This is a genomic window from Occallatibacter gabretensis, assembly GCF_001449115.1.
Lineage (GTDB): Bacteria > Acidobacteriota > Terriglobia > Terriglobales > Acidobacteriaceae > Telmatobacter > Telmatobacter gabretensis.
Window position 1 is genome coordinate 607042 of sequence record NZ_LAIJ01000010.1, and the last position, 16150, is coordinate 623191.

7 protein-coding genes are annotated in these 16150 nt (G+C 53.5%); 4 read left to right on the plus strand and 3 right to left on the minus strand.

Going from position 1 to position 16150, the window contains the following annotated elements; genetic code table 11:
* Positions 1–7: 7 nt before the first annotated feature.
* Together VO84_RS18720 and VO84_RS22265 are read right to left on the minus strand one after the other, a co-directional pair.
* Positions 8–607, minus strand: a complete 600-nt coding sequence (locus VO84_RS18720; RefSeq protein ID WP_197414107.1) for a D-sedoheptulose-7-phosphate isomerase — start codon at positions 605–607, stop codon at positions 8–10.
* 23 nt (positions 608–630) lie between these two features.
* Positions 631–3696 (minus strand): PfkB family carbohydrate kinase, encoded by a 3066-nt coding sequence (locus VO84_RS22265; protein WP_082662159.1) that lies wholly within the window; start codon positions 3694–3696, stop codon positions 631–633.
* A gap of 498 nt (positions 3697–4194) precedes the next feature.
* Between VO84_RS22265 and VO84_RS18730 the strand changes: the two genes are divergently transcribed.
* Positions 4195–5535, plus strand: coding sequence for a sugar porter family MFS transporter (locus tag VO84_RS18730; RefSeq protein WP_058189266.1), 1341 nt, complete (start codon positions 4195–4197; stop codon positions 5533–5535).
* On the opposite strand, the gene VO84_RS18735 is transcribed toward VO84_RS18730, so the two are convergent.
* Positions 5498–6418 (minus strand): ROK family protein, encoded by a 921-nt coding sequence (locus tag VO84_RS18735; RefSeq protein WP_082662160.1) that lies wholly within the window; start codon positions 6416–6418, stop codon positions 5498–5500. The two genes, VO84_RS18730 and VO84_RS18735, sit on opposite strands and share 38 nt — an antisense overlap.
* Positions 6419–7157: 739 nt before the next feature.
* Here VO84_RS18735 and VO84_RS18740 point away from each other — a divergent pair.
* From VO84_RS18740 to VO84_RS18750, 3 genes are all read left to right on the plus strand, one after another.
* A complete protein-coding gene (locus tag VO84_RS18740; protein ID WP_197414108.1) occupies positions 7158–10778 on the plus strand; it encodes a TonB-dependent receptor in 3621 nt (1206 codons plus the stop codon).
* A 249-nt stretch (positions 10779–11027) separates the two neighbouring features.
* On the plus strand, positions 11028–13154 hold the full coding sequence (locus tag VO84_RS22935) for an arabinofuranosidase catalytic domain-containing protein (RefSeq protein ID WP_058189268.1): 2127 nt from the start codon (positions 11028–11030) through the stop codon (positions 13152–13154).
* A gap of 244 nt (positions 13155–13398) precedes the next feature.
* Positions 13399–15372: an alpha-L-arabinofuranosidase C-terminal domain-containing protein gene (locus tag VO84_RS18750; RefSeq protein ID WP_197414109.1), complete on the plus strand. Its 1974-nt coding sequence runs from the start codon at positions 13399–13401 to the stop codon at positions 15370–15372.
* The last annotated feature ends 778 nt before the right edge of the window (positions 15373–16150 follow it).

Genomic DNA, 16150 nt, shown 5'->3' on the forward strand with positions numbered 1-16150 from the left:
TCTGTGATTATTCCCAATGTCTTACGAAATATTCTTCCAGCATCAACGAGAGGCAGTGATAAATGGGAAGATGGAATTCCTGAACGTGCGGCGTCAGCGTGCTTGGAACGCAAATACAGACGTCAGCTAATTCTTTGAGGCTGCCGCCGGATTTTCCCGTCAATCCCAGAACAGGGAGGCTCTTCGCACGAGCGACCTCAGCAGCGCGGCACACATTGGAGGCGTTTCCCGAGGTGCTCAATGCAGCCAGCACATCGCTGCTTCTACCAAGTGCGAGTACGAGCTGCGCAAAGACATATTCTGGATCGACATCATTTCCGAATGCCGTTGAAAAAGCAAGAAAGCCCGTCAATGGAATGACCGGAAATGCCCATTGGAGATGGGCAGCCATTTTGGGCGGCAGTCCCTTGCGCATGGAAGCGGTGAGCGGCCTGGGATGTGAAAAGCTCTTGAGAAGTTCGCCGGCCCAATGCTCCGCATCCGCGGCGCTTCCACCATTTCCGCATAGCAGAAGCTTTCCGTCTCTTCTGAACGTCGCAGTCAGCAGATCATATGCATCTTGAATTTCAGACTGGCATTCTTTCAGCAGGGGATAGCGTTCGATCAAATCCCGAAGGTGTGTTGACATCGTTATCCTCGTAGTTCCTGTAGCAGTGCGAGTAGGAAGTCGCGGTTATCGGCGCAGACATAACGCATCGTTCCACCCATCCGGCTGAATGTTTTGCAAAAGCGCAAGTAATAGGCAGGATTGTCAGCAGGTGGTTCACCATCACGTTGCCAGTCCCAGGAGTTCTCGGCCAAGTCAACAATGACCATGTGGTGGTTGGTGATCTTGCGCTCTTGCAGCAGTTCAAGATTTTGCGACATGGAAAGCGATTTCTCGAATACCATCGGTGACATTACAGCAGAACCCACCGAAAGATACACTCCTCCCTCCAATCGATGTACTTGTTCCGCGTAAGTGAGAAAGTCTCTCAGTGCGACGCGTCCAATTGCTGCTCCGTTGTTTATCGGGTGGGTGTAAATGACGTCATGGCCGAACATCGGATGCGCTGTGAAAGGAATGTTCAGTCGAAAAGCTGCAGCCTGTGCGCTGTACTTCTTGAAGGGATGAGGGATAGGACGGAAGCCAGGTTCAAGGCCGAATCTTTGAATCGTATCCGCTAGATCGAGGGCTGAAGCAGCACTGCTGGGATCCTGTTCTGCGTTGGTCCTGGCAATTCTTAACAACTCCTCCGGAACGGGAATGTCTAACCCATCGCGCATGATCATCTTGCCTACAGCCTCACCGTAACCAATCCCCTCGTAGGCCCCAACGATTAGCGCTAGATTCAGATTGAATCCTGTCTCTTCCCACATACCGAATTGGCCAAGATTCACATTGGATCGGACATCCTCACTACTGAATCCTTGAAAAGCAAACTCCCAATCGTGAATGATTCCTGCTCCGTTGGTGGCGAGAAGAGTGACCCATCCCTGCTCCATGAGTTGGATAAGAACCGGTGCCAGGCCATTCTTAATGGTGTGCGCACCAAAGGCCAGCATGACAGGTCGGCCAGCGCTTCGAGCAGCGCGGATTTTCTCCGCGCATTCCACTAATGCCCCTGCAGTCGCCGGGGAAATAGGTCCTGGCGTGGCTTCCACCAAAACAGCGTCGCGCTCGATGTTGACCTTGTTCACACGGACATTGAGTTTACGAGTCTGCAAATGGGAGCGGTCAAATTGAGGATGCGAGATGTTTTGTAAGCGCGGACGAGGGAGTTGAAGCACCTCCCAGAGTTTTTGCCATTGCGAGAAATCAGGAACAACTGCATTCGCTCCTGCGCGAATGAGGCGAGTTCGTTTTTCTGGATTCAACCCGAAGCGGCGCAATTCGTTGCTGGCAACACCTACGGCGAGCGCATCTCGCCGCACAGTTTCGCGAATTTCGACAGGTCCATCTCCAAACGTGATGATTTGTTCGGCAGCTCCATTGATCTTGTTAAGAATTCCTTCGATGACGATTCTCTTTGCATCTTTGTCGACCTCGCCAATTGAACCGTAGATTCTACCATCGAAGACATCTGCGTAGCCTAGTCGTTCGGCCTCCCTTTTCACGTCCTCCACGTCGGTGCCACTGGCTAGGTAGAGCAGCACGCCAGCCTGCCTGAGCGCTCGAAGAAACGGCACCACGCCCTTCAATGTGAAGTCGCTAACGCTCAATTCGCCGCGATCGAGCTTAGCTATACGCATGTCTACAACTTCTGTAAGTTCCTTGTTGAACATTTCTTTATATTCCGTCGCTGAACGGACCTGGTTCTCCGGCACAAGTCCAAACTCTCCGATCAATTGCGCGAGTCCGTGCATCTGCGCGATTGTCTGAATGCCCGTTGTGCGCTCGATGAACTCTCGCACACGCTTTCGGATTCGAAGGAATACTGCTTCATCATCCATGCGATGTTGAGTTCCAAGAATGGACCTGATCATCATCGGTTCCATGATCTCTTCCCACCCTTGGCGGAGCGTGGAGATGGTGCCATCATGATCGAATAGGATATGTCGGATATTTAGAGCAGGGATGGGCTTGTTGATGGTTTCGATTTCGGATCCGTCAATATATCGTGCGCGATGGAGAGATTCGGCAAGTTCCGGATTGTGAACGCGATCAGCATGCTTCCCCAATTCAAGAATTTCCTGGCGACTCGCGGTGCCAGTCTGGAGAAGTTTCTGAACTGTAACCGCAGCCGCAATATTGGCGACGAACGCGGCGGAAGCGAGACCTGCTCCGGCTGAGATACAGGCCATAAGCGCCGCACAAAAAGTGTCGCCCGCCCCGACCGGATCTAACGGGCCGGATAGTTGTAGACCGTAGACCCGAGATACTTCACCGCCGGCGGCGATGATACAGCCCCGCTCTCCGCGAGTGACGATGAGGGGCGAATTCCAACGTTCGCAAAGCAACGGAGCTTGCTGAATGAGGTCTTCCAGAAGAACTGTTTCGTGGGCATCAACAGGCTTTCCACTTGCCCGCATAATTTCATGTTCGTTGAGCTTATGAATCGCCTTTGGATAAGAATCATGGTATCCGCGTGAGTCGACGATGAAGATCAGTTGAGGATACCGCTCTATCAACTGCGCGAGTCGATGTCGAAAGGCCGGGGAGTCATGAATGCTTCCAGTAACTTGATGATTGATCAAAACTACGGAGACCCTGCGCAGAATCTCTTCAAGTTTTGTAAGAAGCTCCGCTTCCGCTAAATCGGATAGCCGATTGAAATTTCCAATATCGATACGGCTCAATTCCTGACTTTCCACACACGGCTTAATATAAGCCGGCGTCGCCCAGCCTTTATCCTGCGATACCAGGCCGGTGCAATTTACATGAGGGTCTTTGAATAGCAGTCGCAGCTCGCGCCCAAAAGGATCTTCCCCTAACACTCCTACGGGATAGACGGTTTCAACCCCAAGAGCCAGTAGGTTCATAACCACGTTGCCCGCACCGCCTGGCGAGTATCGCTGGTGACTGACCGGCTCAGTGTTGAGTCCGGTCTCAATTGAGAGCTCAGATGCGGATCGGTCAATTGCCCAATAAATATCCAGGCAAAAGTCGCCTATAACGGCTGCCGAGACGCTGGGAATGCTATCCAAGATTGAAGATATTTCCACCGTTGGGACCGTGTATTGAGCCCGAAGGCTGTCTTCTTGCCATTCAGTCATTGCGCCGCAGCTCCAGTGGGGTGCGCCTTACAACTTGATTCGTCGACCAGGTTGTCGTCACATTCGAAGAGGTGGAGACTCAAGCTCCCTCCCGGATAAATTGCCGAGCCGGAATTCCCTCTATTGGTTGCGATTGGCAATGCCTGCTCGCTCAGCGGCGGCCCGGATGTACCAACATGTATACATACCAAGATTTAGAAAGTCAATTATTTGATGCATACACGTATATGATATGTTGATCATCTCGGAGAATGGGTGAAATGGAGAGAATGCTCAAGCGTGGTGAAGTTTGATTGGGATGGAAAGGGACGGCCAGTTCTTATTTCTACGCTTGGAGCGGTCCAGAGGAAGGAAATGAGAACGGGCAATGCGGGAGTTGTCGTCTCGGCTCAAAGGCGTATACGCCACGTCAAAGGGCAGTTAGGCGCTGCAAACTCACGAGACACGTGAAGTCACTGAATGTCATGTTTATAGCCGATTGGGCCTTTGGAGTTGCAGATGTCTGAAATACGCAGAGCTCTCAACAAAACCTTGTTGGCCACATGTTTGATTGCATCGCTGGGCGGGCTTCTATTCGGGTTCGATACTGCGGTCATTGCGGGAACAACTAGTTCGCTCACCGATGCTTTTCATCTTTCTCCGTTTGTTCTTGGCCTCACGGTATCAAGTGCGCTATGGGGCACAGTTTTGGGGGCCGGCTTTGCGGGGAAACTGGGAGATATGTTTGGCCGTCGCACTTGTCTTCGCGCCCTGGGCCTGCTTTATGTGCTTTCTGCCCTGGGGTGCGCATTGGCCTGGGGATGGTACCCCCTGATGTGTTTTCGTGTGCTCGCCGGCCTGGCAGTTGGCGCCTCGTCGGTGATCAGCCCAACGTATATTGCGGAGATCTCTCCGCCGAATCTTCGCGGCCGCCTGGTAATGGCGTTTCAATTCAATGTTGTACTTGGAATGTTGTCCGCATACTTTTCTAACTTCTGCCTGGGGTTGTTGCACCTTGGAGCAGCAGACTGGCGCTGGAAATTCAGCGTTGCGATCATCCCGGCTTTAGTTTTCTACTTTGCTTTATTTTTCATTCCTGAAAGCCCCCGCTGGCTGGTGGGTAAAACCAAGATGCCGGAGGCATTGGAAGTGCTCAGGCGAAACGGCGACCCCGATCCGGAACTTGAACTCGGCGAAATCTCCAGGTCTTTGCAGGTTGCAGTTGGATCGAAAGGAGGGAATGTCTTTCAATGGCGCTATCGCCTTCCCATATTTCTTGCCATTTCCATTGGAATGTTCAACCAGCTCTCGGGCATCAACGCCATCCTCTACTACCTGAATGACATCTTTGAAAAAGCCGGCTTTGACAAAGGATCAAGCGATCTTCAGGCGGTGCTCATTGGCATTACCAACCTCATCGGCGTGACTTTGGCGATGTTGGTCATCGATAGGATTGGCCGCAGGATGCTTCTCCTCATTGGCTCTGTCGGGACTACGATTTGTCTTTTTGGGGTCGGCACAATATTTCGGCTGGAACAGTATCAGGGATCTCTCGTTTGGCTCCTGATGGGCTTTATCGGTTTCTTCACCTTTTCACAAGGGGCTGTAATATGGGTCTATATCAGCGAAGTTTTTCCGAACCGGGTGCGGGCCAAGGGGCAGAGCATTGGCAGCTTTACGCATTGGCTGATGAATGCCCTGGTATCGATGGTCTTTCCGATTGCCGCTGCCAGGTGGCATTCAGGACCGTTCTATTTTTTCTCGGGATTTACGGCGCTCCAATTCATCGTTGTGATTCTTTTCTTTCCGGAAACACGCGGAGTCAGGCTTGAAGCGATGGAGGAACAACTGCATCGTTAAGCCGATCAAGACGCGCCGGATTCTGCTTATAAATATGTTCGGCAACGAGAGCTAAGGCCCCCCAAAGAACGCTCTCTCCGGTGAGAGCAGCCGGAACCACTGCGACGTTCGCTTTCCACCAGGACGTCATTTGGCGGGCCAACTCCTCTCGCAAGGGAACGAAGAGCAAATCTCCGGCCTGGCTGATTCCTCCGCCGATGATGATGCGGGCAGGATTGAGGAACATCAGGCAGCTCTTGATCCCCTGGGCAAGATGAATCACATAACGAGAAACAAACTCCGGATCCTTGAAGAGTTTTTGTGCAGGACTGCCATAATCGCGTTCAAGCCAGAGCCCGGAGCACATTCGCTCGAGGCAGCCGTTGGAGCCGCAGAGACAGGCCGGCCCGCCCGGAACGATCGTGTGGTGACCTAATTCACAGGCAAATGAGTCAGCTCCACGATATAGCCCATTCTCGGTAAGCAGCCCGCCTCCGATTCCCGTGGAAAGCGTGATATAAAAGAGCGGCCGGAAGCCTCGGCCTGCCCCAAAATACCCTTCCCCTAGAACGCCGACCATGCTGTCGCGATCAATGACGACCGGCGCGCCGAATCGCTCCTGAACCTCTCTGGCCAGGTCAAAACCTTCCCAACCGTCCACATGCGTGGAAGCAATAACCTTCTGGGCAGCGAAGTCAACTGGACCGCCGAATCCAACTCCGCATCCGTGGATGGCTGTGTCGCGCCATTGGACTTTGAGCATCTTTTCGATTCGATCCAACATACCCTTCGGACCTGCGGTTCGGTCAGTCGGGTGCGAGAGCTTTCCTCTCAACGATGTCCCCTCGAAGACAGCGATACTGAAGTTCGTTCCTCCGATATCGATTGCGAGAGTGTTTTTCATGCATTTCACGATAGCACATAGTTTTTAGCATATATGTATACGTGTCTAGTATCTATTTAGCGGAATCTCTTGCGAATATCCGGAAATATATGGTAATAGAGAGGTTATAGCTGAAATGCAATCGAAAGGGCGTGAGCGGCCAGACTCTTCACCACCGACGTGCTCGTGCGCGAGGCGAATGATCCGTGACACGACGTTCTTTCCTGGTTTTCTGCTGGGGTTGCGGGTCGGATGGAAATTTATATATATCTAGAAATAAACGACATATATCCATATATTACAGCTGATCTCTTCCTTGCGCGAACCGCTACGAGAGCAGGCTTGATTGAGATGTCCTCTCGTGCGGGGTTGGCTTGGTTGAAGACTCTTACTCTTTCACCACCGCCTCCTGATGCTCGATAGGTATATATATTTCATCGTTGACATATGCAAATCCGGTATGTATATATGTTGGCGTCGTGAATCACGAAAAATCAACGTAACAAAGCCGCTGCGGGGATGAAGCCCGGAAACAAGACACGGGGAGCGATTTGGCTTGCACTGAAGCAGCCGCAAGAAGTGTTTTGAGAAAGTAATTCCGGAGGAAGTGATGGCGGAGGAAGTAATAAGTGTGAAGACGCGGATTGGAAGCGGAACCATGACAAAGATGCGCCAAGTACGACAATCTCCTGCATTCGTCATGGAAGCCGTCGGTTTTGAAAATTCGAGGAGGCAAAACAATGGGCGAGGAGGCGACACAATGAAGAATTGGAGCTGGACGATCAAAGTACTGGTCGGGATCTTCGCGATCCTGACTTTAGCAGGTACGTACTTTCCATCTAATGTGGCCATTGCACAATCGACGCGCGGATCTCTTTCAGGAAATGTTCTGGACCAGTCGGGCGCGGTCATTTCGGGAGCCAAGATCAGCGCCCGCGACCCCAATACAGGTGTGACGCGGACCACGGTTTCGAGCGCCGAAGGTTCCTATAACTTTCCGGAGTTGAATCTGGGTTCCTATGATGTCACTGCATCAGCCCCCGGCTTTTCGACGCTCGTCCAGCATGGGGTGCAGGTTACGGTGGGCAATGTGTCCGCCCTGAACTTGACGCTGAAAGCCGGCAGCGCCGAGACGACGATCAGTGTGGATGCTTCTTCGCCGACCATTGAGACGCGATCATCTGACATTGGTGGAACAATTCAGAACCGGGAGATCGAAGAACTGCCGCTTGCGCTTGGCGGCGTCGGCGCTCTTCGCTCGCCTGAATCTTTTGAATTCCTGCTGCCTGGCACGACGGGCCCCGGCTCTGAATCCAGCTTGACCGGCGACATTTATAACTTGAGGATCTCGGGCTCTGAGATGCAGGCCAATAGCGACATTCTCGACGGCGCGGACCAGATTAGAAGCGAAAACGGCTCCGAGTTCGATGAAGAGGCGCCATCCGTAGAGGCGCTTCAGGAATTCAAGGTGACGACGGGGATTCCCGAGGCGGAGTACGGACGGACAGAGGGCGGCACCGAGAGCTTTGTGACTAAGAGCGGTACGAACCGATATCACGGCACAGCATTCGACATCGTCAAGAATGCAGCGCTCGACGGAAACACCTGGTTCAATAATGGAGGTCTAGCAACGATCTGCGTGGGCGCGAACAATACTCCTCTGTGCACCAGTAATTATGTGAAACCCGCCGATACGCAGAACGATTTTGGAGTCACGCTGGGTGGACCTGTAAGGGTTCCGCACGTTATCAACGGGGTCGATAAGCTCCAGTTTTTCTTCGCCTGGGAGCAAATCCTGCATACAGTTGGCGGGACGATGATCAGCACTGTGCCGACTGTTCCCGAACGGGGCGGGGATTTTACCGATCTCTATAATCCGGCGGCGCCACCGGCTGGCGGCAGCACGGCTATCAATCCTTGTAACGGCCAGCCTGTATATCCCGGCGAGATATTCGATCCTTCAACACAACGGGTTGTCAACGGAACGCCATGCCGGCTTCCCTTCGCGGGCAACAAGATTACGACGCCGATCAGTGCGGTGGCGACAAACGTTCTCGCTTATACTCCCTCTCCGACGGAGCCGGGCCTGATTAACAACTTCTATTATCCCTTTACGCAGCCAATCAACAACACCACTAACACCATCCGGATTGATGCCAGTCCTTCTCCCCGGCAGAAGTTATTCGCATCTTACTCGTCACGCGACAATCTCCGCACCTGCTGCTCAACTCCAAATCTTCCTTACCCTGAAGCTTCTATTGGCTGGAGCCAGAACTTCACGACGCATTTTGCCCGAGCTGGTTGGGACTTCATTATTACGCCAACCATGTTGAACCACTTCAACTTCGGATATAACCGCTCGAACAGCGCCTGTTTTGCCTTTCCGGCCTTAGGGAACATCGATTACACGCAGAAGCTTGGAATTTCCAATGCGCCTCCTTCCAAAAACTTTACCAATATCAGCTTCAACAGCCGGGATCAGTACGTCGCCTTGGGCAGTTCGCTGAACAACGATTGGATCGACAACGGGTGGCGCTTCAATGACAGCGTAAGCATAGAGAAGGGGCGCAACAGCTTCAAGTTCGGTGCGGACTACCGCATTCAGCAGTTTTCACCGATTTCCTATCCAACTCCCACTCTGGGCTATGATCGCGCGCAGACGGCATCGGACCCTGCGAACTCGGAGCTCGACGGCAACAGCTTTGCAAGCCTTCTCCTCGGCCAAGTCTCAACCGGCAACTTCGGGGCGGGGCTGAATTTTTCATTGCCGCGATGGACGTCGTCCTACTATGCGTTATTTGCCCAGGACGACCTGAAGGTGAGCGACAGGTTGACCCTCAACCTTGGCGTCCGCTGGGACGTGGATATTCCCCGCACGGCAGCACACAACTACACCTCTAATTTCAGCCCAACCGCGAACGACCCCGAGTACAACATTCCCGGAGCCCTCGTCTTCGGTACAACCTATAAAGGTAATACGCGTTGGGCCGACACCTACTACAAAGACTTTCAACCTAGATTCGGATTCGCTTTTACTCCGTTTCTGAATGGAAAGACCGTGATTCGCGGCGGCGCCGGCATGATCTCTGGTCCGCTACTCTATGCCGACGACGGCGGCGGAATGAACGTTGGCTACAAGATTCAGCCTGCGTTTACGAGCAGCGATGGCTTTTCGCCATCTTTTCTGGTCGACAACGGCTTCCCATCCTACGGTCAACCGCCGGATCTCGACCCGGGCATCTTCAACGGTCAGCCCCTGAGCGACCAATGGATCCGGTCTTCGCAAGGCAAACCGGACATGCTCTTTGAGTGGGCCCTCCAGGTTCAGGAGCAGCTTGCACAGGATCTTATCCTCGAAGTCGGCTATACGGGCAATAAGGCCCAGAACCTTCGTTCGTCTCTGGAAAACCCCAACAACATTCCCCAGAGTGCGTTCAGCCTGGGCAATGAACTGAATTCCGCCGTGGCTGGGAACACCGTGGGAGTGGTTGCCCCCTTCGCGGGGTTCTACTCTTTGTGGGGCGCGGGCGCGCCCATCAACCGCGCTCTCCGTCCTTTCCCTCAGTATTCTCAAATCGACGCAGGCTGCTGCCTTCAGAACGACGGCATGTCGACATACAACGCGCTCCTCGTGTCTCTGAACCGGCGCTACAGGAACGGTTTGTCTCTGCAGGTTTCCTACACCTTTGAGAAGACTCTGACGAATGCCGAATCGGAGCAACCGGAGCCTACTACCATTCAGAATCCCGCCGATCTTCACGAAGAAAAGGCCATCTCAATACAAGACCTGCCGCATACTCTGGTTCTGGCGCCTCTCTATCAATTGCCTTTCGGAAAAGGAAAGAAGTACTTAAACAGTGGACCCGCCAGCTACCTTGCCGGCGGATGGGAGATCGGCACGATTCAGCGCTACGAGTCAGGGATACCGATCGCATTCTGTTGCGCAACCGCGATTCCCGGCTGGGATAATCTCATCCGCTACAACCGGGTTCTGGGGCAGTCCTTAAAGAGCCCGAGCTATCGTTCGGGCAAGATAAATCCCTTCGTCGCTGGACAGATCAGCTTCTTCAATGCTGCGGCCTTTAGTGATCCTAACAGCACTGCCAATCGAGGTGCCGGAGCCTATACATTTGGCAACACACCTCGGGTCACAGGAGAGGTGAGGATGCAGCACTACGACGATGAAGACATCAGCGTAATGAAGACCACTCCGGTCCGCGAAGGAGTGAATGTTGTGATCAAAGCGGAAGCGTTGAATATGTTCAACCGCCATATGTTCAATGTTCCGGACACGAATCCGACGGACTCCTCATTTGGGATTCCAAACTCAACCATTACGAGCCCAAGAAACATACAGTTCACGATCCGTGTAAGCTTCTGATCACTCTGGAGCAGTGCCAGGCAGTTAGGACCGCCAGGCACGGCTCTTCTCCCACCTCACAAAAACCGAATGGCTGGTGTTGCCTCGATTGGGCGGCACCGGTCCTGAATTCTCTATCCCACTTCGTTGCATCGCGCCGCGAAGTCACTTTCGGGGAGGCAGCCACATTTCTCTTGTTCTGGTTGATGCCGGGCGTGGGCTCAGCAACGAGGATGCGATATCCAAAATCAAGAAAAGGAGAGTAGCAAAATGCTCGTACGAGACAAATCACAATCGTTGTATCGGAGAATATCGTTCACAGCATCGGTTATTGCGCTTCTCGTCACCGGCTTGATCGATGTCCGCCCAGCACAGGCTAGTAATGGTCCATGCGACATCTACGCAGCGGCCAGCACAGCTTGTGTTGCCGCATTCAGCACCACCAGAGCACTCTATAGCTCCTATACCGGTTCTCTCTACCAGGTAACCCGTGAATCAGACAACACTACGACGAATATCGGAGTCCTCTCCGATGGCTATGCGAATGCTGCGACGCAAGACACATTCTGTGCCGGCACCGTCTGTACGATCACGGAAATTTACGATCAATCATCGAACCATAACAATCTAACCGTCGCCCCTCCCGGTGGCGAAACTAGCGGCCCGGGTCCAGGCGGATACGATCTCCCCGCGTTTGCAACCGCGTTGCCGATAACTGCCGGTGGCCACAAGGTATACGGCGTGTACTTCCAGTCTGGCATGGGTTATCGCAACGATGCGACCACGGGCATTGCGGTCAACGGCCAGCCAGAGGGAGTGTATATGGTGACATCGGGGACCCATCTCAATGGCGGATGCTGTTTCGACTTTGGCAATGCTGAGACGAGCAACGATGACGACGGCGCCGGACGTATGGATGCGATCAACATTATCTGTACTACCAATCCATGCACTCCCATCGCGGGACTCGATATGGAGAACGGTATTTATGGGCAATTGGCTGTAGCCGGCGGAACCCCGTTTGTGACCGCGATGGGCTCAAACGACGGTCAGCATTACTATGCCATCTACCAGGGCAACGCTCAATCGGGCAGCCTCACGACGACGGGCTCGACAGCCCTGCCAAGCGGGTACTCGCCGATGAGACAAGAGGGAGCTATCATTCTTGGGATAGGCGGAGATAACAGTCAATCGACGATAGGATCCTTCTTCGAAGGTGTGATGACGGCAGGCGCTCCCACCAGCACAACCATGAATTCTGTTCAGGCTAATATCGTTTCGGTCGGTTACGCCGGTATGCTCCCGTATCATGACGGATTTGGAAGCGGCTCCGCATCGGGATGGACTACATATGACGGTAGCTGGTCTGTATCATCTTCTGGTGCGTACGTAAACAGTACAGCCGATAATAACGGAGACAAGGCAGTGACCGGCTCGCCAACTTGGGATAACTATACATTGCAGGGAGATGTTGAGATTACCAGCTCAGGCGATGCTGGATTGAACTTCCGTGTGACCAATCCGGCGTCGGGACTCGATTCTCTGGATGGCTACTATGTAGGCGTGGACGCGGTTAGTGGCGACTTAGTTCTGGGTCGTGAAAGCTACGGTTGGACGGCGTTACAAACAACGGCAATGCCCGGCGGTGTATCCACCAATGCGTGGTATCACCTCACCGTACAAGCCGTGGGGTGTACTTTCACTGTTTCTGCTCAAGCGGTAGGATCAACAACCTCGACTGGATTCAGTTACACCGATTCCGGATGTACGTTCACAGCCGGCGCGATCGGAGTTCGCAGCCATCTTGCATCGGCAATGTGGCGCAACATCTGCGTATCAGTAGGAGGGACTTCCACCTTGCCCTACTACGCTCCGTTTGCAGCGGGTACGGGGCCATCCGGTTGGACGACATACGCAGGAACCTGGTCCTTATCCAGCGAGAATTACATCGATTCAGCAAGTGAAACATCGGGCGACAAATCAATTGGCGGGCCTACTTCTGGCAACTTCACTTTAACTGGCGATGTTGACGTTACATCCAGTAGTGGAAATGCGGGCTTCTTGGTCCGTGCGACCAATCCAGCCGTTGGCGCTGACTCTGTGGACGCTTATTATTTGGGAGTCGACACTGGAGGTTTTATCGAAATCGGAAAAGAGAGCTACGGTTGGACCCAGCTAGCAGCAGCTCCTCTTAATGCTTCGCCTGCCAATACCTGGATTCATCTCACGGCGCAGGTCGTTGGTTGCCAGATTCGGTTGACAGCCCAGCCTGTAGACTCTTCTACCCCGGCCAATGACGTTAGTGTGACCGATTGCAGCTTCTCCTCTGGACAGGTCGGAGTGCGAGCGTACGATACAACAGCCCAATGGAGGTTTGTCAGCGTAATTCCCAACTGAGAAGTTGGTGTCGCCGTGCCAGGCATCATGATCGCCTGGCACGGCGACCCTGCGGCCTTATGCCAACTCATGGCATGGAGTTATGCCTATGGGCCGCGTCTCTTCGCTGTTTCAAATCCATTTCCTTGTGCGAAAGAAGAAATCATTGAACATGAAGATCCTTGACAATTCGGCACCACGGCTCATCAAGTCTCTTACCTTGCTTTGTTTGTCAGTGTTGGCGGCTCCCCTCGCTTGGTCTCAGATGTCTGAGTCCTCACCGGGACTCCAGGACAAGCCTATCGCGATTCGAGTTAGCAGGCCCGACACACCGCAGGAGATAGCGCCTACGCTTTTTGGAAGTTTTCTGGAGCCTATCGGTCATTCGATTTACGGTGGGCTCTGGGCCAACGTTGTGGAGAATCCTTCCTTTGAAGAGGGACTCTGGTCCGCGGAAAACCTCGAGACGCTATGGAATTCCCGTCCTGAACTTCGTGCCGCATCATCGCTCGGTCTACCGGCGCCATGGGAGCCGCTCCATGAATCCCAGGGCAACCGCTATTCTCCTGTGCGGGGAGACGCGGCGAATTCAACTCAATCCATCCTCCTGATGTCGCTGCCTGGCAAGGAGGTGGGTATTCTGGAACAGGTCTATCTCCCGGTTCATCGCGAGCTCAAATTTAGCGGCAGCATTTGGCTCAAGCATATCGATGGGAACAACGCGGTAAAGCTCTCCCTGCGTCGTCATGCACACCCGGCGGAAGTGCTGGCGTCGAGTATCGTCGTGGCGCCATCGGAAACCTGGGCCAAATACACATTTCACCTTGAGTTGAATCCCGGCCAGGTAGCTCCTCTTGAACCCGTCGACCTGGTGATCTCTCTCGATGGCGATGCACGCGTACTGGTCGACAACATCGGCTTGAACCCTGACGACGCTGTGGATGGCATGGACCCTGATGTCCTGACGCTGGCAAGGGAACTCCATTCTCCGGCAGTTCGCTTTGGAGGTAACTTCACCTCTGCGTATAACTGGCATGACGGCGTGGGGCCGCTAGACATACGCGTTAGTAAATTGAACCTGGCATGGGGTATACCCGAATACAACACCTTCGGCACGCTCGAGTTTCTTCGCTTTTGCGAACTCATTCATGCACGACCCCAGATTGCACTCAACCTGGGTACCGGAACTCCGCGCGAAGCGGCTGAGTGGGTCAGCTTCGTCAACGCGCACTGGGAGGATCATCGCGGAGGGCTCACCTGGGAGCTGGGGAATGAACTCTGGGGAGACTACCAGGTGGGATATCCTGCGCCGACGCTTGCCGCGGCCGCGACCCAGGCAAATAGCGAAGCTGTCCGAAAGGTCGACCCGAGTGCCCGGCTAATCGCGACCGGAGGCGACGCAGGCGTGTTTCAGGACTGGAACGCGCAACAACTTGCCACTCCCCCTGACACCTTCAATTACCTTTCCAGTCACTTCATCATGAGCGAGGACGTACTTCTTCCCGAGGCTACAAACGAATTTCGCACGATGGCATTGCTCGCCCTCCCATGGGGTCTTTCGCAACGAATACGCGACATGAAGCAGCAAGCCATCGATGCTCACCGGCCCAAGGTGCAGTTTGCCTTTACAGAGTGGCTGATGGGCGCCAACAACTTGCACGCTGCGCCCAATTACAGCAATTTGGGAGGCGCACTCTTTGCCGGCGGATTCCTGAATGCGATGATGCGTAACTCCGATGTTGTGTCGATTGCCAATATGACAGGGATTCTCGAGTTTGGCGGCATCTGGAAGAAGCGGGAACAGGTCTATGCCTCTTCCGCTTACTGGGTGCTGCGGAGTTACGCAAAAGCGATGCCGCGCACCTTGCTCAAGGTCGAGTCTACTTCACCCACTTTCAACATCTCGAAGGGCGTCACTCAGTTACCGGAGATCAAGGGCGCACCGTATCTCGATGTCGTCGCAGCGCTGTCGGAGGATGGAAGCAAGATTGTGCTCCTGTGCGTCAATCGCAATCTCACGCGTCCCGAATCCGCTGTTATCGATGTAAGTTTCATTGCGGTGGAAGGTGGGCCTGCTCAGGTGACGACCATTGCCGGCGATGGGATACTTGAGGCGAACGACGAATACAATCCGAGCCGCGTGGTCGCCGTGACACACACAGAGAGATTCACTGCCAAACATCCCTACACGTTTCCGAACGCCAGTGTAACGGTGATAGAGATACCCTTCAAGAAATGACAGGATTCCTCGAGGTTGAAGTATGCAAGTGGCGAAAGAGAGAAGAAGGAAATGAATATTTCAGGTTTTGCCTTCGGTGACACGATTAACAACAGACCGGAACTGCGTCCCGGGAGGGTCGGTTTTTACGGACCCTCAACATAGCATTCCAAACAGTTTCGAACGAAATTTCACATCCTTCCGGCTCCTCCACCATCAGGTTGCGAGAACCGGCTGGGTTAAGAAACGTGGTCCAAAACTTGGTCCAGTTGTGCCCCGAAGAGGCTCCAATTTATCCTCTCGGCTCCCTTCTACTCCGTTGAAAACAAAAGTACTCCAGGTCTTCCTTTTGGGCCCTTAACCGACAGGTTGTAGGTTCGATTCCTACCGCGTAAATCAATTATAATCAACAATTTACAATGCTTCTAAGCCTCCTGATCACCCTCCAAAATACAAGACTGTAGGGACTTTTGTAGGGACTCTCCTTCAAAATGCTGGACAATCATTGGCGATTCTAAGCACTCCTGCTCCGTTTTTCTTACTCCAGCCGAGAGCGTCATTGTGTGACTGCTCGTTGGCCGCGGGACTCCGTTCTCCAACCCCGTGGCAACTCTTGCGGGGCGCCCCACTTCCTGCTCTTTCTGATGAGCAGGGGCTCCCTCTGCGGGCTTCTTGACGATCGATTCGAGGGCCGCGCGCGCTCTGTTTCGGAAACTAGGCAATTGTGTCGGGAGAGGTAGGGCCGAAGTTAAGGTCCTGCTGTACAGCAACAGATCGAAACAGTACCACAATGGTGGTC